Source organism: Halogranum roseipondis, assembly GCF_059695585.1.
Genome location: NZ_JBUEED010000003.1, coordinates 26,634 through 44,324, shown reverse-complemented (window position 1 = coordinate 44,324; position 17,691 = coordinate 26,634). Strand labels below are relative to the sequence as shown.

Genomic DNA, 17,691 nt, shown 5'->3' with positions numbered 1-17,691 from the left:
GGAAGAGCGATGGGAGGCCATTCAGGAACGTGGCGACTGGCAGGTCTCGCCCGATCCTGACGTTCCGTTCCTCTGCCCTAACTGCATCTAAATATGAAAGAAGACGACCAACGCGTGTGGTACGACGAAATGTGCGCAGAGTTCGTCGGTGAGAAGATCGAACGAGGAAACATCACCGCAGAGGTGGAGGCAGTCATAGCTACCTCAGATGGCGCGAACGATGCAGGTTCCCGGTACTCGTTAGAAGTTCGAGCATATTCAGACGATGGTGATCGAGATGGCTGAAGACAAGTACGACAACGTTGACCGGATGAACGAGTATCGTGAATTAAGAGAGTACGTTCGCCAGCTTCGGGAGAACGCCCTAAAGTTGGACGATCTCGTGGACGAGATGCAGTGGGTCGCCGCCGGCGGTCGGGGGATGCCCAACCAAGAGAAGTTCGACCGAATCGTCGAGGCCAACCGGCGAATGTGCGAGGATCTCGAAGACATGGAAGTCCCCGATCCCTTCGAGGTGCGCGACGATGGCTGAGCATCTGAAGCGGGTTAGGGATGCCACGACGACAGTGATCCCTCAATATGTACCGGGGCGGCAACACCTCGTTGATTGGGTCGCTGCGTCCATCGTGACCGGCTTCCTGTTCACGATCATCGGTGAAGCAATCAATGCCACGTGGAACGTCCCGAGCTGGCTTCCTGGTTGGCTCACTCAGGTTCAGACGGTCGTTCTTTTTAGTGGGTTTTACTTCGTGACAGTCGGTCTGGCCGGTGTCTTCGTTGCGAGACGGTACGGGTACGGAAAATTCGTCGGCGTGGCACTCGCAACGCTTGGAAGCACAGTCCCGTTTCTCATTTGGGGATGGGTTGAACTACCCTATCAGCAGCGTATGCAGATGTGGACGGCTTTCCAGCTCGATGGAGAGTACCGTACACTTCTCGCGGTGGCGCTGTTGACCGCCATTATTGCGATGGGTACCTGCCTCGCTGTTGGTGTTACCGCCTACTCGTTGATTCGGGATCGGGGCAATTCGAGACCTTACTCAAGAAGGGGTGAGAAATGACCTTGCCATGGGACTTGCCGCCAGAGGCACAGTGGCGTCTGATTATCGGGATTCTGACGCTCTTCTTAGCTCTGTTGATGGTGTACGGATGGTACACACTTGCATTCACAGACCGATTCCAACGAGAGAGCTCAAAACATGACTGAACCACCCGTCCGGGAGGCCCACTGCCGATGCTGTGGCGCGTTCTGTGGACACGGAACCGACCCCGAATACTGCGGCGCGTGCATCGAGGGCGGCGAACCGCCGGACGACTGGGTGTCTCCGGCGGAACGTGTCGCCGAAGAGCGAGAGAACGAATCGACGTGGAGCCGCCCGAGCCTGGTGAAGCTTCGAGGCTACGAGTTCGAGGAGATCGTGCCGTGGGGCGAGCTCATCGAGGAGATGCAGTCGGGCGACACCCCGTGTTCGAAGTGAAATGGCGTCCACGAGTCCAGGCGATACGTGGGAGTGCTACGAGGGGCGCGCGGACGATCCAGACCACGACTGGCCGGAGAACCCGTTCGGTGACCGCTACGTTCGGTTCTACGCTGTTGTTGCCGAAGTCCACGACGACTACGTAGCGCTGACGGTTACGCGGCGGAATCGCCACATCAGTGCGCCGGAGCCGACCAGCGAGATCGCCAAGAGCGCGAAGACGCTCGAAGCCGACCCGCGATGGGAGCGCGTGGAGTGACTTATTGCACCACGCGGGGCAAGACTTTAGGCAAAGCCCCACTTGGTGCAGAATAGAGAACAGGAACCTGATAGGAACTGTTCCTGAGACTGGCGACAACCACGCAAGAAAATGACTCAAGATGACACGAACGAAACAGAACCGACTTCCGGATTTGACCCGCTTTCAACTACTGGTCTATCACGAGTCGACCACCACCGACACAGCGTCGCTCGAGGCGAGGCCGTCGGCGACGTCCCGAAGGCGGGTTGCTTCCCCGGCGAGTTCGGAGTGGTCCGCGCGGGCGAACGCCCGGCCGACGTCGTCGAGACGGTCGCGAGTATCTTCGAGGAACTGCCGCGGTGCGTGTGGCTGGAACGTGTCGGGGCGCTCAGCCAGTGCGTCGACGAGCTTGGTGCAGAGGTGCGCCTCGCTTGCGAGTCGCGGGTCGACGTCCGGGTGGTGGTGCGCTCGGTCGGCGAGTGTCCGGGCGTCGGTGGCGAGTGAGATAAGGTCCTCGCCGATGGCCGTGGCGATCGGGCCGTCGCCCTGGTGGCGGTATCTCCGAGCGCTCATCGGAACGACGCCCTCTTGACTAGCATCGACGCCGAGGCGTAGCACGACTCGCACGTCACGATAATGCGCCCGTTGTTGAACAACACCGACACGTCGTCGCTATCGCACTCGGGGCACTGTACCCAGTCGTCGACAGTCGGTAGTTCGGGCGACGGTGAGGTCATTCGGGCTCACCTGCCGGTTCGGGGATATCGTCGCGTGTCTCGAACGCGTCGTTGAACCGTTCGACGAGCTCGTCTCGCTCGGGAAGCGTGATAGCGACGCCTGACTCGGTCTTTCGGAGGTCCGCCTGCATGATGTGGATATTGAAGAACTTGATAACGCGTTCTGGGTCCTCTGCCTCGTAGTCGGTGACGTCGCGCGGGACGGTGTTGCCGACGGCGGCAGTCCCGGCGTCGAGATCGGCGTCAGCGAGGTACAGCGCCCGGCCGAGTTGGTGGCGAACCTTCCCTTCGAGCGTGTCGACGTCCTCTGCCTCGAGCGTCGGCATTACCGAACACCTGCCATTTGAGGCCGGTGGAGTTCGTCGGGGAGCGCCTCTCTAGCCCAGTCTCGGCGGTTAAGGAAACACTCCAGACACCACGGTTTGGCACCCCACCGTTCTCGGTAGAACTCATCACACCCGAGACACCGACGAAGGTCGACGGGGTTGTCCCCGCCTGTGTAGCGGTGATGCTCCGGGTGCTCGGAATGTCCGCGACAGATTGGGCGTCGCATCATCGTCCCAAAGACGTCAGCGAGCACGAGGCCCACGTCCGGGCACCCGCAGAACTCGCACCGACGAGCGTCCAGGTGTTCGCGGACGTCGTCGGCCCCGCGGTCGGCCGAGGGGTACTCAACTTGCACGCGGGGGAGTGGTCGCGACGGAGAGGCCATCACCGCACCTCCGCGCGGTGGACGTCGAGCACGTCGACGGCGGCGATACTCAGCAGACTCAGCCCGAGTAAGATCGTCGACGACCCGACAGTCCCGAGGGCGAGCGCCCACAGCAACGACCCCGAGGCCGGTTCCGGCGGCGACGCGGCGATCGTGAGGAGTGCGTACCCGAGTGCAGCGGCGACCGCGCCGACGCCCGTGGTGAGTTGCCCCGGTGAGAGTCGGCGGGGGCGAATCATGCGTTTCCCTCCTCTGTCTCCGCGCTTTCCTCGTCGTCCGAGTCTTCGGCGAACAGATCCCACTGCGCGCGGTCACAGGCAGTCGCACACTCGTCGCACTCGGCGCGTCCCTCGATTCCCCACACTTGGCCGTGACACTCGCGCGGGCAGTCCCCGAGCCACTCGGCGTCGGTCGGGATATCGTCGGGCTCGCGCATGGTTCGGTAGGCGATCGTCGCCGTGTCGTCGACGGCGGGCGTGACGAACTCCGCGGCAGAGGGGCCGTCGGCGAGAATCCCGATACCGCCCTCGGCAGGCCACACCCACGCGAGATGCGACACGTTGTTCGACGACGAGCGGAGTCGGAGTACGTCGCCGTTCTCGAGTGCCGCTTTCGAGACTTGAAGCGTGTAGGTCGTGCCGTTGCCCTCGAGCACGACGATTCGGTCGCCCGGCGCGGAGTAGTCGTCGTTCTTCTCGACGTTCCGAGTGACGGTGAGCGGGCGCGTCCGCCGGTCGAACAGCACCTCTTGACCTTCTCGGAGGTTGTAGCACAGTCGCGCGACGGTCGTGCGCTGCATCCGCCCCATATCTCGCATGGCCGGGACGTCGACCGCGTCGGGATGGGGTATCTCCGAGCGTTCGACGCCCTCGTTACGCGACCCTCGACACGACTGTTTGTCGGAGACGACCGCACCCGCCGAGTCCTCGAATCGGTGGAGTCGGTAGATTGCGGCGTCCTCTGTGAGTTCGGTGTCGTGTTCGGACGGGTCGCACTCGGGACACGGGCGTTCCATCGCCCGCGGCGTCGGCGACAGCGTCGGCGCGTGGTCGGTGGTGAGTTCGTCGCCACACTCCGCGCACGCAAAGACGGCCGTCAGTTCGGTCGCTCTGGATTCGTGGGTCATTTGACACCCCCTGTTTCCGCTGTAACTCTCCCCCACACGCCGTCGTAGAGGTCTAACAGCGCTTCTCCCGATTCGGTGCGGAAGTACCGCGACGCTTCTTCGGACGTCATCGGTCGGTGGAGATGCACCACGGCGTCGGCCGTGTATTCGCGGTACTCGCCGTTTTTGTACCCCGAGGCTTCTTGCTGTTCGCCCATCGCCTTCGCGCGCTTACCGTCCTCCGTGGAGAGAAGCGTCACCTCGGAGTAGCGGTTCCCGGCGTTCAGACACTCCTCGGAGTTCCGGCGTTCGATGCGCGGACAGCGGCGACTAGTCATGTCGAACCCCTCCGTTTCCAGTGCGGGTCCACTCGCACACGTTGCACTCGGTCGGCGTCCACCCACTCCCAAACGGCGAGAGTGTCGCGCGCACGCACGGACTCCCGCACTCGGGACACTGTGCGCCCGCGTGGTCGGCGTCGGCGTCGACAGGTTCAGTGCTCATCGTCGTGTTCCTTGAGGCCCGTCTTTTGTGCGAGGTCGTGGTAGGCGTCGAACGTCACGTCCCGGCCGTCGCGTGCGGCCGAGACATGGCCTTGCAGCTTGGCGATGAGGCGCTCGTGGTCCTCGAGATGCTCGTACGTCGCCTCCAGGTCCCTGCGGACGTAGCCCGCGCCGCGTTCCAGCAGGCGTTCGGCTTCGCGCTCGGAGAGGTTCGACTGGTAGTCGAGTTCCGCGAGTTCGTCGCGGAGCTCGTCGGCGAGGTTCTCAAGGCCGCCGGGCAGATCCGCGTCACTCTGTTCGCGAACGGCATGGGCGAAGAGGTCGCGGAGTTCGGCGTGGTCGGCGAGGTCGGCGACGTCCATCCGAAGCGGGTTTTCGAGCGATTCGTGTCGAGTCGTCGGTTGCGGGTTGGTTTGCGTCGACATAGTCGATCGAGGCCACCGACGCGAACCGTGACCAGATTGGGCAGGTGCGGTTGGGTCGGTGGTAAGTCCCCGTGCAGGAATCGAACCTACGTCGCCAGTCGGGGTCGGGTAGGGGGTGTTTGAGAGAGGGTGCGATTCGTCCTTAAAGAGTGGTTGGCCTATGGTCCGGCCGTCCCACTCCCGTGTCGCCCGGTGGTTCTGAGCGAGACACCACACCACGGGCAGTACCGTGCCGCGGCGGTCGTCGTCTCCCCGCACTCCGGGCAGGTGAGACGGTAGCTTGCGGTTGATTCGTCAGTCATGGTGTCGGTTCCCTTCCCTGTCGAACACTGATACGCGCGTAGACCCACACCGAGAGAACGACCCCGCCGAAAAGCACGGCGAACAGCCACCGCTCGAAGATTATGGAAGCGGTGGTTGCACCGAGTAGCCACCCGAAGGCGAGCAACATCGTGTCGTCCCCGGTGAGATTACCGCCCATCGTCTATCCCTCGGTGAGTTCGCGGACTTTTATCGCAAACTCCGTCGAACAGTAATTGCATTTCTTCGGCACCCACTCTTTGACGGTGATTCGGTTGCGTTGTGAGTCGAGAATCTGACTTTCAAACTCTGAACCGTTGTCGGAGACACTTTTGCCACAGTTTGGGCAAGATATGTTTTCCATGTTCGTCATTCCAGATCCCTCGCCCAGAGCGTCATTTCGCACGCACAGTCGGTGTCGTTCGACGGCCAGCACCCACAGTCGGGACACGACGTCCGGTTCTCGACGTAGTGGTCGGGGAAGCGCTGAATCGGTATCCACCCATCCGACTCGAAGAGCGGCCGACTCGACAGGCCGGGGCGTTCCCACCCGAAGGCGACGGCCATACTCGCGCCCTGCTCGGTCGCCCACTGTACGCGACGGTCGAACATCGCCCGGCCGATACCGCGACCGCGCCACGCGGGGTCAACGGCACCGAACCAGAGCCACGCCGTCCGGTCGGCCACAAGTGCATCGGCGTCGAAGCGTCCCTCGGGGAGTTGTTCGACGGCGTCGGCGTGCTCGAGGATGGACACGAGACCGCCGCCGACCGGCACCGTGCCGTCGCGGTCGACGGGGGTGTGCGTGGCGATCGTGCCGAGCGTGGCCGGTGGTTCGTCGTCGACGTCCCACCCCGCGACAGCACAGAGTTCCAGCGGGAGTTCGTACGGGCCGTACTCCACGCCGAAGTAGTGCGCCCACTGTCGCACGAGGTAGTACGCGTCGTCGCGGCCGTGCGCGTCGTGGAGTTGCCAGTGGCGGTGCGTCGGTCGGGTGGCTGTGGTGCGAGCGCCTATCATGGGTCGAGTTGGTCGGTTCCACAGCGCGCGCACTCGTTGGTGCGCTTGTCGATTCGTTCGACCGTGCCGCAGGCGATACAGCGCCAGAGACGCCACTGGGTGTGGGATTGGGTGCTCACTGTGAGTCACCCCAGTCGTGCCACGGTGAACTCCCGAACTCGCAGTACGCGAACCCGCGCGTCGGTGGTTCTCGCGGGGCGTCGTAGTTCGCTTCCGAAAGGAAATCGAACCAGAGCTTCCCGTCCTCGGCGTAGCAGATCGGCGCGACGTAGTCGACCGTCTCGCCGTCCTCGCTGAAAAGGACGTGTCGGCCGGGTCCGGTTCGTCGCGGCGTCCCGTTGACCGTCCAGTAGGCGAGTGAGCGTCGCGGGTGCGGTTCGCCCTTCTTACAGTCCATCACCGAGAACACCTTGTGTTGGAGGTCCTCGCGAGGGGCGCGGATGATGACGTCCTTCTTGCCCGGTTCAGGGGCGGCGGTGAGCGTCGTGTGCCCGAGGCCCTCGTACGTCGCGCCACAGCAACAGGTGCCTGGTTCGTCGGAGAGAGACAGCCCGCCGCGGCAGGCACAGACCCAACAGCGGTCCATGCCGACCGGGGTGTTCCGCGACTCGCCGACGGCGGGGAACGGGGTTTGAACGCTCATTGGCGCACCTTGTCCATGTCGACCGTCACGTCCGGGTCGGCGTCCATCTCGACACCGCACTCAACACAGACGATCGTCGGCGGGAGGTCGAACGCGCCCGCCGTCGTCGTGTTCGTCGCGACCGTCGCGTCGCACTCGGGGCACTCGTGCAGGCTCATGACGACTGAATCCTCGGCGCTTGCATGAGCGTCACGTCGCCGTGATAGACGTTTCCGGGCGTCTCCTCGTCGGCGACGATGCCGTACGAGAGTTTCATCGGGAACTCCTCGCCGAGCCGCACGCGAACATCCCGGTTCTCGGGCGCGTTGGCGACGATGCTCGTGAAGTAGTCGCGAGAGAACTGCGAGTCCGCCGGACCGCCCGACCTGACCCACAGATCCTCGTTTGGGGCCGTCCACGTCGCGTCGTCCGTCGATCCTTCCGCAAAAATTCGGAGTGTCCGCGTGTCGGCGTCGAACGCAGCGCGGATGTGGCTGTCAGTTATGGCCGCGAACTCGACACCCTCGCGAAGAAGGCCGCCCGCGAGTTGGACGTCGGCCGTCAAATCCAGCGCCGGAATCTCAGGTTCGGGGCGGACGTGAACGGGGTCGATGTAGGCGTACGTGTACTCAAACGGCCCCATCTCGAGGTCGACTTTCTTGCGCGTCTCGTCGACAGCGAAGGAGAGCGTGTCGCCAAGCTCGCGGTCGTCGTCGAAGAGACGAGCGAACAGCGTGACGTTCGCGCCAAAGGCCGTCTCTTCCGGGACGTCGAACACGTCGAAGGCGTCCGGCGAGAGTTCCGCTTCGACCATTGCGACGTTCGCCGGGTCGACGGCAGCGACGGTCAGTCCGTCCGCTTCGGAGAGGCGAATCACACACTCGTCGACAAGCTCCGCGACAGGTGCGAGGAACTCGCGGAACGAGTCGAGCGGGAGCGTTACAGTCGGCGTGGCGTCGGCGTCGTCGGTGTTGGTATCGTGGATGCTCATTCAGAATCACCCGCCAGCGTCGCCGTGATTTGGTTTAGCAGGATGCTTCGCGGACAGTCCGATTGGTTCTCGCAGGCGACGATGGCCTGGAGGTGCTCGCGATCGGTCGGTGCCAAGAGGCCGAACCAGTTGATGAGTTCGCCCTCGTCGCTCAGGTGATTGACGACAGGCGGGACTTCTTGGCGGTGGATGGTGTCCTCGCCAGAGTTCGACGCGTCGGATTTGAGGCGCTTGGTCGACGTCCAGACGTTCGACTCGACGTTCTGCTTTCCGTCCGGGTCGGCCGAAACGCGAGCGCGCACGCGAGACATGACCCACTCGCGTTGGGTCTGTGGTTCGTCGGCGTCGGCGTCGGCCGGAGAGTCCGTGTCGTGAGTGGTGCTCATTCGTCCACCCCGATAGCGGGTGCGAGCGTGAACGTCACATGCTCGGTCGACACCGAGAGTGGGTAGCCGTCACTCATCCGGAGCGAGACAGTCTCTTCCGGGTGAATCGCCTTGCAGATATCCATGAGGAAATCCTGTCCGTACGGTGCGCTCGCTGTCTCGCCGTCAACGTCGGCGGCGACGTTCTTGGTGAACGGGTAGCCGGTTGCCCCGTAGTCCGACCCCTCGGCCGAGAGGCGACCGGTGTCCGGTGAGACCGACAGCCGGATTGGGCCGTCCGACCCGCCCGCGACCGCGGCGACCGCGGTCTTGAACTCCACGGCGTCGAGCGTGACGTCAGTCGTGTAGTCGAACCCGTCGAACGCTGGTTCGTCGGCGACGTCCTCGAGGTCGACGAGCGGGACGTAGCCCATGACGTTGCCAGTGGAGACAGTGAGTTCGTCGTGGTCGTCGAGAAGCGAGAACTCGACTGTGTCACCCCGATAGTCGCTGTGGAACCTCGAGTTCTTGAGCAGTCGGTCGGATTCGACGCCGACCGTGACCGCCGAGAAATCGGTCGTGTACTCGAGCGGGAGCGACAGTTCCGTGAAGCACGTCTGTGAGTGATTCTTCGCGACCACGTCGATACCCGACTCGGTGAACGACAGTCGGACGGTATCGGTGAACGTCGCGAGTCCGCGCAGCGCCGGGATGAGATCGGACGGGTCGGCTTCGGCGGCGAGTCGGTGTTGGCTCAGGTCCGGCGTGGTTGATGGGTGGATGCTCATTTCAGTACACCTCGTGAGAACTTTCGCTCACAACAGTCTCGCCAGCGGGCGAGGTGCGGATTGTCTTACGAACACGCTCGTCGCCCGGCTCGAAGTACGTGAGGCACGCTTCGGGAATCCCGTCATGTTCCACGGCGACCTCGGCCGTCGTCTGAATATCCTGTGTGCAGTAGTCACAGGGTTTGATTGGGTCTGTCCACGAGGTCATGACACTCTCCATCGTGTGGGCTTGGATGAAGTTCATCTCTTGCCCGTCGAGAGAGATCGTCTCTCCCCGGTGCAGTCGGTGGCAGTGCTTGTCGGCGTGGAATACCTCGGATTGTCCCGAAGTGAACAGAGTCGTCTGTGACTTGTGGTCTGAGCAGGCGAACGGTCGGACTTTGACGAGAACGCCGTCACGCATGAAGTTCTCTAAGTCCCGCCACCGGCCTTGGTCGTCGGTTCGGAAGCCGCCGTCCGTGACGAGCTTCTTTCCGTCGTTCTCTCCGTTCTCGTCGCCCGAACCGAGCACCTCTGCCGTCCAGTTGACGTGCGATCGGAACTCGCGACGACCGCGCGGCGTCGCCTCGTAGACGTTCGTCCGAAGATCCCACTCGCGCTTTTCGACGAGGCCGCTGTCGACGAGCTCGTCCAGGTTCGGGTACAGACGCCCGTGGTTCAGTTCGTCCTCGTACTGTGCCTCGAGTTCCGACTTGATTGAGAGGCCGTGGGCCTTCTCCGCGTCGTCGAGCGAGAGGATCGTTCGAAGCAGGTCGCGCTGAAACGCCGTGAGGTCCGTGAGCGGACCCGTCGTGAGTTGTTGCGTGCTCATAGTTTGTCGTTGGTCGTTGGTCTTGCACCCGACAGCAACGTGACCGTCGTAGATTGGGCAGGTCATGTCGCGCCGAGTATGCCTTCCGCGAGGAATCGAACCCCGCCAGAGTGACCACACGAAGGTCGTTCGTACCGTCTGAAATCCGTCGCTTATCTTGAACTACTCGTTGTCCAATATAAAACCATCCAACCCCTACTCGGTGTCGTAGGCCCCCTGAATCGTCGCACGGGCGCGTTCCAGCGCGGCCCAATCGTGGTCGGCGCGACCGAAGTGCTCGGACGGTTCGTCTTCGGGCCACGTTTGCCGCTTGCGGCCGCACAACGGGCAGACGTGCGTGTTCACGCGCTCCTGTCCAGAGACGTTCGTGCGCGTGAGAAACGTCGACTCGGTGCCCTCGGCGATGAGTTCCGGGCGCTCGTCGGGGAGGTGGGTCATGGAGAGTGTGACGCCCACCTGCTCGGGGTCGGCAAGGGTCGACTGTGCCGGCGCGCGTCGAACACGCGGGTGTGCATCCGAGTCGGTGTCGGTGTCAGAACCGGGGCGCTCGCGAGTGCCGCCGTCCGTCGCTGGTTTCGAGCCCCCGAAATCCGCGAGCGTCCGGGTCGGCTTGGGGTTGGGGTTGGGGTTGTGGGCGCTCATCGGTCGTCCACCCCGTCGGCGAGGTCGCGCGTGCCGAGCAGCGCGTCGACGGCGTCGCGAAGCACCTCCGAGCGATTGTTGTAGTCAGTCGTCTCCGAGTCGGCGACCTCCTCGAGACGGTCGATAACATCCGTGTCGAGTCGGACAGTCACGCGTTCCATACCCCGGTTCGGCGAGAGGCGCGAGGTCGGCGAATCGGCGCTCATAGCGCACCTCGCACATCGACACGCGCGTAGTGTTCGCGACCGACCGTGTGGTACTCGCCCGTCTCGAGCGAGTAGCGTTCTTCGACCAACCAGTACCCCGGCCCGTCGTCGCGGTCGGCGAGTCGCAGGCGACGCGACTCCAGCGAATCGGAGGGATCGGGTTGCAGCGTCAGTTCCAGCCCGTCGGTGCCGCCGTCGGCGACGAGCTGTGGGTCGGCCGATTCGACCTGCTCGACAGCGTCGCGAACCTCGGCGTCGGTCGCCGCGTCGGGCGAGTGCGTCGGGACGTCGACGCCGACCCACTCGAAAGCGTCCGCCCCGGTGTCGGGAGACTGCATCACAGCCCCTCCGGGCGCTGTCGCGTCGCACCGCCGTTCTTGTGGAAGTACATCGTCTTCCCGGCGATCGTTCGTGCGGTCCATTCATCCTGGGTCGTCGTGCCGTTGTGTTGACCTTCCATTTCTGGAAACCTCGGTTGAAAGCGCCGGAGGCAAGATTGGGCAGGTGTCTCCGGCACCCACATCCCTCTTTTTAGGCCACCAACATAAATCTAACTCCATGTGTTGCGCAACGCATAGAGTATGTTTTTACCAAGTGAGAACGTATGTGGTGATGAACTAAATGCCTAATACTGGAAGAGACGGTATGGCCGATGATATGCGCGCGTTGCTTACTGACAATGAGCGTGCGGTTCTCTCCGGAGAGAAAGACGTAGACACCAACTACCTCTATTCGATTCGTTCGCGCGTCCGAACGCGCATCAAGCGCGGGTTTGTCGAGGACCTGGAACTGCTGAAAGAGCACCAACCAAAGATGTTTGAGGCGCTCGTCGAGGCGGTCGACGACGTCCGTGACGACTAGGCGTTCTCCGTTCTGCCGTAGATCCCCGTTGGCGAGTTTCGTCTGTCTGTCTCTACGCGCGTGCGCGTGCGTATGATTCAGATATCCATGAGCGACAGTCATGAGTGCGTTTAGAAGGTAGTAAATTCACGTCTTGTCAGATACACAGGTATCTAGTGGATTCGAGGAGTCCCATTAGACCTTCTTGAAGTTCTTTAAGTCCCCAATGGAATGGCAAGGGGCGGTGTGTGACGCTCGCGCGCCAGGGGCGGGCTACCTCAACAGCTACTCGTCGTCAGTCTCGAGGTCGACGTGGTCGATATCCTGCATCCGCATGAGCGATTTTATCATGTCCATCGTCCACTCCTCGGAGAGATCGTCGCCGAGCTTCTCCGCCATTGAGATTTCGTGGGCGGCGACGTCACTCGGGCTATTGACGCCGAGCGTCGCCAACTGTGCGATATACCCGACATTGAGATAGTAGCGGATGAGTTCGGCTTTCGACAGTGCGGCTGGGCACAGTAATTCCAGTCGGCTGTAGAAGCCCTTCTCAAGCACTACTCGCGGCTGGATTTGGTTTTCCTTTGCCATTCCGTACTGCAAGTCAAACAGTGGCGTCAAAACTTACGTGGTAATATCGCAACTATGACACACGTTTTGTATTATCGCATGACAGAGATGGTGTGAGTCTTGCTGGTTTCAGTTCGACAGAGTGTCTGACGCGTCGGTAGTTTTATCTTATAACGCATTATAAGCAGAAGTGTATGGGAACCACATACGGCTCGCTCGCCGTGAGCACAACTGAACACGAGACGTTCACGGAGATCCAAGAGAAGTGGGAATCCCAAGGAGAGCTACTCTCTCGGCTGCTCATGCTCGCCGATCCCGATGAGTTAGAACAACTCCGATGGGAAACGCGGAACATGGAACGTGACGAGCTCGCCGCTGTGGCGAGAGAAAAGCATAATGTAGGGAAGGGAGAAACTCAAGTCAATGACAACGACGCAGAGGAGGGCGTTGTAACTCAGCGATGAGTTCTAACAGGATGAATAGGGAGGCAAACACCCAAGCGGGTGCCGTACCCCACACACAGCGACTGCGCCAACAGTCGTGTGACATTCTACTGAGTGACCATCTCAGCATCTGGTGTTTCCACCAGAACCTGCCCAATCTTGGTCACTCGTGGGTTCGGCCTCACGAGACTTATATCCAACGGTCAGTTTCGACCGTTTTTGGATGTTACAAGGCTGCTCGCGGCATTATTCGGTCTCTAAGAATGTCGCTTTTGCAGTCACAAAGTTCGTACGTGGACGTTACTTGTCCGCGTGCGGACGCCCGCTTCCCCGGTCTGAAAGCGTGTGTTGGGCACGCTGGAGGGTCGGATGGAACGGTAATCCTTGCTTAACGCACGTAACAACATTTGCACCCGGCGTGGTTGCATCGACATTCTTGAAGACACGACTAGTCACTCGCATGAGGAGGTCCGCCGATGAGAGGTGGCCGCAGCGCCGACCTTCCGGAGTTCCCCGGCGTCGAAGCGGTGTTCGGCGAGAACCCCGCTCGATTTCTGCACCCGACCACAGATCTCGGCCCGCGCCCCGTCATCGACGGGATTCAGGACGTCGCGCGCGTCGACGCCTGGACGCACGTCGAAGAGACGGCGTACGGTCGTCCGGAGATTCTGAACTACCTCGAGGCGCGTCGGGAAATGCTGACCGGCGAGGTTGACGAGGTCGACGTCGGCGTCGGCGAGACAGAGGTCGCGGAGTCAGAGCCAGAACCAGAAGCAGAGACGGAACCGGAAGTAGTCGACGACGCGCACGAGCAGGTGAGCGAGGTCGACGTCGACGCCAAACCCGAGTCGGGAGACGAGAAAGGCGGGGTCGTCGCCGTCGCGATCGGCGAGCTCCCCGAGGCCGATCGGGAGTACACCTCTGCGGAAGCGCGGGCGCGAGAGGCCGACGACGTCTACCGGAACGCCGGGATGTTCACCACCGAGCAGTGTCGCGAGCGCCTGCTCGATGAGTTCGCGAAAGGAACGGGGCGAGAACCGCATATCATCGACGCGCTCGAGGACAGACTCGGTGCGGAGACGCCCGGCGACGAGGTCGTCGTGGAGGTGCCGGTCGGGATGGCCGGCGCTTGCGGTGCAGCGGAAGCAGAAGAGGAGGGACCGATTGTGGATTCTGACGATATCAACTCCGACGGTGAGGCAGAGACGAGTGAATCCGACGGTCTCCTCATGGGGGCGATGGGATAATGGCCGAACGGACAGAGTTAGTGAAGGTCTACACGACGCCGGAGCGCAAGGACGCAGTCGAAGCGGTCGCGAAGCTCTACGACTGCTCTATGTCGACCGCCGGAGACATGCTCATGAGCCACGGACAGCAGGGTCTCTTCGGCAACGTCGACCCCAGTGCTATCGTCGACGGTCGAATCCCCGAATCTGACGCCCACCGCCTCGTCGATAACGAACTCTCTGCCGACGACTTTGGTCGCGATCTGCAAGTCGACGAGCAGGCGTCGAATCCGTTCCCCGCTGCATCCGACGGTGGCGCGGTCGAAGCGTCACAGAGCAATACCCCGACGCTCACGCCCGTCGAATGGGCGAAGGCCGGTCAAGAGCAATCGTGGGACGATATCAAGGCGGCCGTGAAAACCAACGGGCTGTGGGGCGAGGACTTAGAAATCCACCCCTCGCACGTTCCGACGTCGCCGACCGATCCTGATTGGGACGAAAACCGCGAGCACCACAACTACGTCCGGTCGTCGTACAAGTACGCCACTCGCGTGATTGCAGCCATGTGTCGGTCGGTCGCAGGGGACAGTGGTATCATCCCTGGGAGTAAGGTCGACGACCTTATCGCCCGGCACCTCTCGCACGTCTCTCAGCGCGGCGCAGACTACGCAATCCCGCGCTACAAGACCGGAGCAGGGTACAGCGCAAACTCCCCGAGCGCCCCGAGTGTCTCGGAGATCCTGTTTGCCGACCCGCGGCCAGGGAAGGACCTCTACTACACAACCCGCGATGCGTTCGAGAACGCACTCTCGAATCAGGTAACGAGTACGGTCGAGATTATCAACACCCCGTCGGAGTCGGTCGGGGCGTGGAACAACGGTATCGACGAGGTGTCGACGCTTGTCGATTACGAGGCGTGGAAGCAGAGTCGTGAGCTCACCGACGGCGAACGCGCTAACGGAATCGAGAAAACGCAAGGGCTGTGGTTCGACGATATTGCCGAGTGGTTGCACGAGGTCGCGACGCTCAAGCTGCTGAACAACGAGTGTGCCGAGACGCTCGAGGAGCGTGCTGAACTCTTCGAGTACCCAGACCAATACGACACCCCGCGTGCGTACACACGGATCGTCGTCGCCCAAGCACTCGACGCGTACAACGACGTCGGGTACCGCGACACCATTGAGCCACGATTGGACAAAGATTACCGAGAAGTGGTCTACTCATCGGAGTAGTCCACGACGTCGATTCGGCATGAGAGTGCCCATAGTCGTTGGTAGTGGCTGTAACGCGACTGTGGGCTAGATTCGATTGATGTTTGTTTTTTCTCGAGTTGCTCACGAGAGTACCCCCACACCCGCGTGTGTCACCCACAGTCTCGTCTGTACTGTCTCACGGGGCTCGTGTGGACAGAGACGCACGAGAGGAGACTGCACAGATAGCCGGCGAGGGCAGTGCCGATCGGCATAGGAGACACAGTACGATCGTTGCATCGGGCCGGGCGAGAACCACCGACCACGGCCGTTGTATCAGATACTCGATGTAGTGGACCACATTGGACCAATCTTTGTTTTTTGCTTAGAACGCTGCGAGAGAGGGTCGGGGGTAGAGACGAGGTTGCACCCGTCCGAACAACGAAACGGTCGTACGACGCCACGAGAGACGGTGAGACGTACGATACACCACGCTATCCTCGACCTCTCACCACACCACGGTTGTTAACACTACCACCCTGTCTTACCAACATCTTAACAACCGCTCAACACCGCCTTGGGCGCGTTGCTATCGCAACGCTTATAACCTTGCCTACGGAACAAGTCCGTAGCGCAAGTGAGCAAGCAAGCGACGACGGATGTCGTCCGCAGCGCCGGGCGCTAAGGTTTCTCTGCCGTGTTTTCTCGGGGTTCGTGTTCCTGCGTGTTACCCTTCGAGCGTGTCGTGTGTGGTTGTTCCGACCCCCACCCCCTCTCTCGGACAGATTCGACCAAAAAACAAAGATTGGTCCAATCTAGACCACATTCCTATTAACCGCCATACGGCGGCGGGGTAACGGCGAGAAAAGATTTTTCGTGTGGTCCACAATCTGGGCCAGATTTTGAATCTGTTGAGAAACCCTCGCGAATCTGGTAGCTTCGCGCACGACTGAGTTATTAATTCTCGCCGCTCACCGAGACGAGGATCTCCGAGCAAAAGTTCGCCGATTCCGATATCGGTTTCCACCGACTTTTCGCGAGCTCACCCAACGACAGCCACGCCACCGACGGCGAGGTTCCAGGCGACGACCCACACGCCCCACAACGCCAACCCGATCGGGACGCCGACGCGCCACTCACGCGGCACCCACCGACTCACCGAAAAGAACCCACCGAGTACGAGCGCCTTCCAGGGGACGATGACCCACAGCCCCACCGCTGACATGACGGCGGCCGACAGCGGGTGCGCCTCGACGGCGAGCCCGGCGGCGACGAACGCGAGTGTCGTGACGACGTCGCCGATCCCGAAGGTCACAGTCGCGACCGTCCAGAGATGGGTTTCAGTATTCGCGTTCGTGTCTGTGTTCATACCCGAGAGTCGGCCAAACGCGACGTAATAAGTGGTCGCCGTAATCGCGCACACGCGTAGAAGCACGAACTGGTAGTGAATGTAGAAGGTAGGAAACGCACTCGTAGACTGCTCAAACCACCTCTATCAAGCCCTCGCTTAGCCAATCATTAAGTAGGTTGACTGTCTGGATTATCGTAACTAAGCTCGTCACACGCGCGCGAAGTACCAAAGCTGGTTGGTCCGATGGATGTGGTCACGAGACCACTACCACCGGGCCGAACGCCGAGGGAACGACCTGTCATGGGGATGGGAGGGGGCGCTCGTTGGCGAGTGGGAGTAGACGCGAGTCTCTCCTCTTGCTGCCCAATCAACCATGTCACAGTCACAAACCACCCGCTCAGCCGACGGCATAGCCGACGAACGGTCAAAGGCGCTGAATCGCCGCGAGGCGCTCGGCGCTCGCGAGAACTTCTGGGGTGAGGACCTCTCCGACTCCGATTCTGACGACGACGGCCTCGACGACGCCGACCCCGATCGGGACTACGGCCGCGCCCATCACATCAAACCGCAACTCGACCGCAACGCCATCGTTGCGCACAAACTCCTCCGGCAGTCAGCGACGATGCTCTGCGCCGAGACGCTCTTCGGCGACCCCGACGACGAGTGGGCGATCCACGACGCGAACACACGAGTCGAGCTCACCGACCCCGAGTGTCACCTCCCGAAGAACGCCGGCAGTGAGTTCGGGACCAGTGAGGCTGGACAGCGCCGGCATCGAGCGCGGTTCAACGAAGAGACTGGCTATCTTTCGGGGCCGGAAGGCACGACCTCGGTCCTCATCGCCGACCGGCCGACCGGGGCGTTCATGGACGTGGTTGAAACGGCGATTCGAATCTACGACCCATTGCCGTCGACGGCCGAAGAGGTGCGAAACCGCGCGTACGGACTCAAGAAGCAAGGAGAGAAGCGCGACGTCGACGTGATGAAACACGTCGTCGAGTGGCTTCGGAATCCTGACGATCTGGACAGTCAGTAACAGCGATACGTTTTTGACACCGAAAAATACACTCGTAATACAACAGCAAAATTCTCAGCACACACCATGAGCAGACCAAAAACACAACT

At 61.7% G+C, this 17,691-nt stretch carries 30 protein-coding genes and 1 pseudogene; 10 read left to right on the top strand and 21 right to left on the bottom strand.

Annotation, left to right across the window (positions count from 1 at the left end; all coding sequences use genetic code 11):
- Nucleotides 1-93: 93 nt before the first annotated feature.
- The 5 genes from EOHIBHHM_RS19410 to EOHIBHHM_RS19390 all read left to right on the top strand — a co-directional run bounded on the left by EOHIBHHM_RS19410 (nt 94) and on the right by EOHIBHHM_RS19390 (nt 1,737).
- Nucleotides 94-285, top strand: coding sequence for a hypothetical protein (locus tag EOHIBHHM_RS19410; protein ID WP_497257211.1), 192 nt, complete (start codon nt 94-96; stop codon nt 283-285).
- The gene (locus EOHIBHHM_RS19405) at nt 278-532 is read left to right on the top strand and encodes a hypothetical protein (RefSeq protein WP_497257209.1); all 255 of its coding nucleotides are present in this window, start codon (nt 278-280) and stop codon (nt 530-532) included. Before EOHIBHHM_RS19410 ends, EOHIBHHM_RS19405 begins: the two co-directional genes overlap by 8 nt.
- The gene (locus tag EOHIBHHM_RS19400; RefSeq protein ID WP_497257207.1) at nt 525-1,061 is read left to right on the top strand and encodes a hypothetical protein; all 537 of its coding nucleotides are present in this window, start codon (nt 525-527) and stop codon (nt 1,059-1,061) included. Before EOHIBHHM_RS19405 ends, EOHIBHHM_RS19400 begins: the two co-directional genes overlap by 8 nt.
- A gap of 138 nt (nt 1,062-1,199) precedes the next feature.
- A complete protein-coding gene (locus EOHIBHHM_RS19395; protein WP_497257205.1) occupies nt 1,200-1,478 on the top strand; it encodes a hypothetical protein in 279 nt (92 codons plus the stop codon).
- 1 nt (nt 1,479) lies between these two features.
- Entirely contained in the window at nt 1,480-1,737 is a 258-nt protein-coding gene (locus EOHIBHHM_RS19390; protein ID WP_497257203.1) for an SNF2/RAD54 family helicase, read from the top strand.
- Between the two features lie 180 nt (nt 1,738-1,917).
- Here the strand turns inward: EOHIBHHM_RS19390 and EOHIBHHM_RS19385 are convergent, their stop codons facing one another.
- The 19 genes and pseudogenes from EOHIBHHM_RS19385 to EOHIBHHM_RS19295 form a co-directional block, all read right to left on the bottom strand.
- On the bottom strand, nt 1,918-2,292 hold the full coding sequence (locus EOHIBHHM_RS19385; protein ID WP_497257201.1) for a hypothetical protein: 375 nt from the start codon (nt 2,290-2,292) through the stop codon (nt 1,918-1,920).
- Nucleotides 2,293-2,452: 160 nt separating this feature from the next.
- A complete protein-coding gene (locus EOHIBHHM_RS19380; RefSeq protein WP_497257199.1) occupies nt 2,453-2,782 on the bottom strand; it encodes a hypothetical protein in 330 nt (109 codons plus the stop codon).
- Nucleotides 2,783-3,167: 385 nt separating this feature from the next.
- On the bottom strand, nt 3,168-3,407 hold the full coding sequence (locus tag EOHIBHHM_RS19375) for a hypothetical protein (protein WP_497257197.1): 240 nt from the start codon (nt 3,405-3,407) through the stop codon (nt 3,168-3,170).
- Nucleotides 3,404-4,294, bottom strand: coding sequence for a hypothetical protein (locus EOHIBHHM_RS19370; RefSeq protein ID WP_497257195.1), 891 nt, complete (start codon nt 4,292-4,294; stop codon nt 3,404-3,406). Before EOHIBHHM_RS19370 ends, EOHIBHHM_RS19375 begins: the two co-directional genes overlap by 4 nt.
- Nucleotides 4,291-4,611: a hypothetical protein gene (locus tag EOHIBHHM_RS19365; RefSeq protein ID WP_497257193.1), complete on the bottom strand. Its 321-nt coding sequence runs from the start codon at nt 4,609-4,611 to the stop codon at nt 4,291-4,293. Before EOHIBHHM_RS19365 ends, EOHIBHHM_RS19370 begins: the two co-directional genes overlap by 4 nt.
- A 155-nt stretch (nt 4,612-4,766) precedes the next feature.
- On the bottom strand, nt 4,767-5,201 hold the full coding sequence (locus EOHIBHHM_RS19360; protein ID WP_497257191.1) for a hypothetical protein: 435 nt from the start codon (nt 5,199-5,201) through the stop codon (nt 4,767-4,769).
- A gap of 158 nt (nt 5,202-5,359) precedes the next feature.
- Nucleotides 5,360-5,503, bottom strand: a complete 144-nt coding sequence (locus EOHIBHHM_RS19355) for a hypothetical protein (protein ID WP_497257189.1) — start codon at nt 5,501-5,503, stop codon at nt 5,360-5,362.
- On the bottom strand, nt 5,500-5,682 hold the full coding sequence (locus EOHIBHHM_RS19350) for a hypothetical protein (protein ID WP_497257187.1): 183 nt from the start codon (nt 5,680-5,682) through the stop codon (nt 5,500-5,502). The genes EOHIBHHM_RS19355 and EOHIBHHM_RS19350 overlap by 4 nt, the downstream gene beginning before the upstream one ends.
- 188 nt (nt 5,683-5,870) lie before the next feature.
- A complete protein-coding gene (locus EOHIBHHM_RS19345) occupies nt 5,871-6,521 on the bottom strand; it encodes a GNAT family N-acetyltransferase (protein ID WP_497257185.1) in 651 nt (216 codons plus the stop codon).
- 115 nt (nt 6,522-6,636) lie between these two features.
- Entirely contained in the window at nt 6,637-7,164 is a 528-nt protein-coding gene (locus tag EOHIBHHM_RS19340; protein WP_497257183.1) for a hypothetical protein, read from the bottom strand.
- Entirely contained in the window at nt 7,161-7,322 is a 162-nt protein-coding gene (locus EOHIBHHM_RS19335) for a hypothetical protein (RefSeq protein WP_497257181.1), read from the bottom strand. The genes EOHIBHHM_RS19340 and EOHIBHHM_RS19335 overlap by 4 nt, the downstream gene beginning before the upstream one ends.
- Nucleotides 7,319-8,134 carry a DNA polymerase sliding clamp gene (locus EOHIBHHM_RS19330; RefSeq protein WP_497257179.1) on the bottom strand — a complete coding sequence of 272 codons (816 nt, stop codon included), beginning with the start codon at nt 8,132-8,134 and terminating at the stop codon, nt 7,319-7,321. Before EOHIBHHM_RS19330 ends, EOHIBHHM_RS19335 begins: the two co-directional genes overlap by 4 nt.
- The gene (locus tag EOHIBHHM_RS19325) at nt 8,131-8,520 is read right to left on the bottom strand and encodes a hypothetical protein (RefSeq protein ID WP_497257177.1); all 390 of its coding nucleotides are present in this window, start codon (nt 8,518-8,520) and stop codon (nt 8,131-8,133) included. The genes EOHIBHHM_RS19330 and EOHIBHHM_RS19325 overlap by 4 nt, the downstream gene beginning before the upstream one ends.
- Nucleotides 8,517-9,287 carry a hypothetical protein gene (locus EOHIBHHM_RS19320; RefSeq protein WP_497257175.1) on the bottom strand — a complete coding sequence of 257 codons (771 nt, stop codon included), beginning with the start codon at nt 9,285-9,287 and terminating at the stop codon, nt 8,517-8,519. The genes EOHIBHHM_RS19325 and EOHIBHHM_RS19320 overlap by 4 nt, the downstream gene beginning before the upstream one ends.
- 502 nt (nt 9,288-9,789) lie before the next feature.
- Nucleotides 9,790-10,098 (bottom strand): annotated as a pseudogene (locus tag EOHIBHHM_RS19315) (helix-turn-helix transcriptional regulator); the annotation flags it as partial.
- 195 nt (nt 10,099-10,293) lie between these two features.
- The gene (locus EOHIBHHM_RS19310; RefSeq protein WP_497257173.1) at nt 10,294-10,740 is read right to left on the bottom strand and encodes a hypothetical protein; all 447 of its coding nucleotides are present in this window, start codon (nt 10,738-10,740) and stop codon (nt 10,294-10,296) included.
- Entirely contained in the window at nt 10,737-10,946 is a 210-nt protein-coding gene (locus EOHIBHHM_RS19305; RefSeq protein WP_497257171.1) for a ribbon-helix-helix domain-containing protein, read from the bottom strand. Before EOHIBHHM_RS19305 ends, EOHIBHHM_RS19310 begins: the two co-directional genes overlap by 4 nt.
- On the bottom strand, nt 10,943-11,284 hold the full coding sequence (locus EOHIBHHM_RS19300; protein ID WP_497257169.1) for a hypothetical protein: 342 nt from the start codon (nt 11,282-11,284) through the stop codon (nt 10,943-10,945). Before EOHIBHHM_RS19300 ends, EOHIBHHM_RS19305 begins: the two co-directional genes overlap by 4 nt.
- Nucleotides 11,284-11,406: a hypothetical protein gene (locus EOHIBHHM_RS19295; protein WP_497257167.1), complete on the bottom strand. Its 123-nt coding sequence runs from the start codon at nt 11,404-11,406 to the stop codon at nt 11,284-11,286. Before EOHIBHHM_RS19295 ends, EOHIBHHM_RS19300 begins: the two co-directional genes overlap by 1 nt.
- 185 nt (nt 11,407-11,591) lie before the next feature.
- Here EOHIBHHM_RS19295 and EOHIBHHM_RS19290 point away from each other — a divergent pair, with 185 nt between their 5' ends.
- Nucleotides 11,592-11,807: a hypothetical protein gene (locus tag EOHIBHHM_RS19290; protein WP_497257165.1), complete on the top strand. Its 216-nt coding sequence runs from the start codon at nt 11,592-11,594 to the stop codon at nt 11,805-11,807.
- A gap of 264 nt (nt 11,808-12,071) precedes the next feature.
- Here the strand turns inward: EOHIBHHM_RS19290 and EOHIBHHM_RS19285 are convergent, their stop codons facing one another.
- On the bottom strand, nt 12,072-12,377 hold the full coding sequence (locus EOHIBHHM_RS19285; RefSeq protein WP_497257163.1) for a hypothetical protein: 306 nt from the start codon (nt 12,375-12,377) through the stop codon (nt 12,072-12,074).
- A gap of 173 nt (nt 12,378-12,550) precedes the next feature.
- Between EOHIBHHM_RS19285 and EOHIBHHM_RS19280 the strand changes: the two genes are divergently transcribed.
- The 3 genes from EOHIBHHM_RS19280 to EOHIBHHM_RS19270 all read left to right on the top strand — a co-directional run bounded on the left by EOHIBHHM_RS19280 (nt 12,551) and on the right by EOHIBHHM_RS19270 (nt 15,257).
- Nucleotides 12,551-12,820 (top strand): hypothetical protein, encoded by a 270-nt coding sequence (locus tag EOHIBHHM_RS19280; RefSeq protein ID WP_497257323.1) that lies wholly within the window; start codon nt 12,551-12,553, stop codon nt 12,818-12,820.
- Between the two features lie 455 nt (nt 12,821-13,275).
- Nucleotides 13,276-14,046 carry a hypothetical protein gene (locus EOHIBHHM_RS19275; protein WP_497257321.1) on the top strand — a complete coding sequence of 257 codons (771 nt, stop codon included), beginning with the start codon at nt 13,276-13,278 and terminating at the stop codon, nt 14,044-14,046.
- A complete protein-coding gene (locus EOHIBHHM_RS19270) occupies nt 14,046-15,257 on the top strand; it encodes a hypothetical protein (protein WP_497257319.1) in 1,212 nt (403 codons plus the stop codon). The genes EOHIBHHM_RS19275 and EOHIBHHM_RS19270 overlap by 1 nt, the downstream gene beginning before the upstream one ends.
- Before the next feature lie 1,000 nt (nt 15,258-16,257).
- Here the strand turns inward: EOHIBHHM_RS19270 and EOHIBHHM_RS19265 are convergent.
- Nucleotides 16,258-16,584: a DUF5658 family protein gene (locus EOHIBHHM_RS19265; RefSeq protein WP_497257317.1), complete on the bottom strand. Its 327-nt coding sequence runs from the start codon at nt 16,582-16,584 to the stop codon at nt 16,258-16,260.
- Between the two features lie 355 nt (nt 16,585-16,939).
- Between EOHIBHHM_RS19265 and EOHIBHHM_RS19260 the strand changes: the two genes are divergently transcribed.
- Nucleotides 16,940-17,602, top strand: a complete 663-nt coding sequence (locus tag EOHIBHHM_RS19260; protein ID WP_497257315.1) for a hypothetical protein — start codon at nt 16,940-16,942, stop codon at nt 17,600-17,602.
- Nucleotides 17,603-17,691 lie beyond the last annotated feature (89 nt).

Bases quoted from the DNA above. Each gene is read 5' to 3' on its own strand.
- EOHIBHHM_RS19410 (WP_497257211.1), top strand. From the start codon at position 94: ATGAAAGAAGACGACCAACGCGTGTGGTACGACGAAATGTGCGCAGAG.
- EOHIBHHM_RS19405 (WP_497257209.1), top strand. From the start codon at position 278: ATGGCTGAAGACAAGTACGACAACGTTGACCGGATGAACGAGTATCGT.
- EOHIBHHM_RS19400 (WP_497257207.1), top strand. From the start codon at position 525: ATGGCTGAGCATCTGAAGCGGGTTAGGGATGCCACGACGACAGTGATC.
- EOHIBHHM_RS19395 (WP_497257205.1), top strand. From the start codon at position 1,200: ATGACTGAACCACCCGTCCGGGAGGCCCACTGCCGATGCTGTGGCGCG.
- EOHIBHHM_RS19390 (WP_497257203.1), top strand. From the start codon at position 1,480: ATGGCGTCCACGAGTCCAGGCGATACGTGGGAGTGCTACGAGGGGCGC.
- EOHIBHHM_RS19385 (WP_497257201.1), bottom strand. From the start codon at position 2,292: ATGAGCGCTCGGAGATACCGCCACCAGGGCGACGGCCCGATCGCCACG.
- EOHIBHHM_RS19380 (WP_497257199.1), bottom strand. From the start codon at position 2,782: ATGCCGACGCTCGAGGCAGAGGACGTCGACACGCTCGAAGGGAAGGTT.
- EOHIBHHM_RS19375 (WP_497257197.1), bottom strand. From the start codon at position 3,407: ATGATTCGCCCCCGCCGACTCTCACCGGGGCAACTCACCACGGGCGTC.
- EOHIBHHM_RS19370 (WP_497257195.1), bottom strand. From the start codon at position 4,294: ATGACCCACGAATCCAGAGCGACCGAACTGACGGCCGTCTTTGCGTGC.
- EOHIBHHM_RS19365 (WP_497257193.1), bottom strand. From the start codon at position 4,611: ATGACTAGTCGCCGCTGTCCGCGCATCGAACGCCGGAACTCCGAGGAG.
- EOHIBHHM_RS19360 (WP_497257191.1), bottom strand. From the start codon at position 5,201: ATGTCGACGCAAACCAACCCGCAACCGACGACTCGACACGAATCGCTC.
- EOHIBHHM_RS19355 (WP_497257189.1), bottom strand. From the start codon at position 5,503: ATGACTGACGAATCAACCGCAAGCTACCGTCTCACCTGCCCGGAGTGC.
- EOHIBHHM_RS19350 (WP_497257187.1), bottom strand. From the start codon at position 5,682: ATGGGCGGTAATCTCACCGGGGACGACACGATGTTGCTCGCCTTCGGG.
- EOHIBHHM_RS19345 (WP_497257185.1), bottom strand. From the start codon at position 6,521: ATGATAGGCGCTCGCACCACAGCCACCCGACCGACGCACCGCCACTGG.
- EOHIBHHM_RS19340 (WP_497257183.1), bottom strand. From the start codon at position 7,164: ATGAGCGTTCAAACCCCGTTCCCCGCCGTCGGCGAGTCGCGGAACACC.
- EOHIBHHM_RS19335 (WP_497257181.1), bottom strand. From the start codon at position 7,322: ATGAGCCTGCACGAGTGCCCCGAGTGCGACGCGACGGTCGCGACGAAC.
- EOHIBHHM_RS19330 (WP_497257179.1), bottom strand. From the start codon at position 8,134: ATGAGCATCCACGATACCAACACCGACGACGCCGACGCCACGCCGACT.
- EOHIBHHM_RS19325 (WP_497257177.1), bottom strand. From the start codon at position 8,520: ATGAGCACCACTCACGACACGGACTCTCCGGCCGACGCCGACGCCGAC.
- EOHIBHHM_RS19320 (WP_497257175.1), bottom strand. From the start codon at position 9,287: ATGAGCATCCACCCATCAACCACGCCGGACCTGAGCCAACACCGACTC.
- EOHIBHHM_RS19310 (WP_497257173.1), bottom strand. From the start codon at position 10,740: ATGAGCGCCCACAACCCCAACCCCAACCCCAAGCCGACCCGGACGCTC.
- EOHIBHHM_RS19305 (WP_497257171.1), bottom strand. From the start codon at position 10,946: ATGAGCGCCGATTCGCCGACCTCGCGCCTCTCGCCGAACCGGGGTATG.
- EOHIBHHM_RS19300 (WP_497257169.1), bottom strand. From the start codon at position 11,284: ATGCAGTCTCCCGACACCGGGGCGGACGCTTTCGAGTGGGTCGGCGTC.
- EOHIBHHM_RS19295 (WP_497257167.1), bottom strand. From the start codon at position 11,406: ATGGAAGGTCAACACAACGGCACGACGACCCAGGATGAATGGACCGCA.
- EOHIBHHM_RS19290 (WP_497257165.1), top strand. From the start codon at position 11,592: ATGGCCGATGATATGCGCGCGTTGCTTACTGACAATGAGCGTGCGGTT.
- EOHIBHHM_RS19285 (WP_497257163.1), bottom strand. From the start codon at position 12,377: ATGGCAAAGGAAAACCAAATCCAGCCGCGAGTAGTGCTTGAGAAGGGC.
- EOHIBHHM_RS19280 (WP_497257323.1), top strand. From the start codon at position 12,551: ATGGGAACCACATACGGCTCGCTCGCCGTGAGCACAACTGAACACGAG.
- EOHIBHHM_RS19275 (WP_497257321.1), top strand. From the start codon at position 13,276: ATGAGAGGTGGCCGCAGCGCCGACCTTCCGGAGTTCCCCGGCGTCGAA.
- EOHIBHHM_RS19270 (WP_497257319.1), top strand. From the start codon at position 14,046: ATGGCCGAACGGACAGAGTTAGTGAAGGTCTACACGACGCCGGAGCGC.
- EOHIBHHM_RS19265 (WP_497257317.1), bottom strand. From the start codon at position 16,584: ATGAACACAGACACGAACGCGAATACTGAAACCCATCTCTGGACGGTC.
- EOHIBHHM_RS19260 (WP_497257315.1), top strand. From the start codon at position 16,940: ATGTCACAGTCACAAACCACCCGCTCAGCCGACGGCATAGCCGACGAA.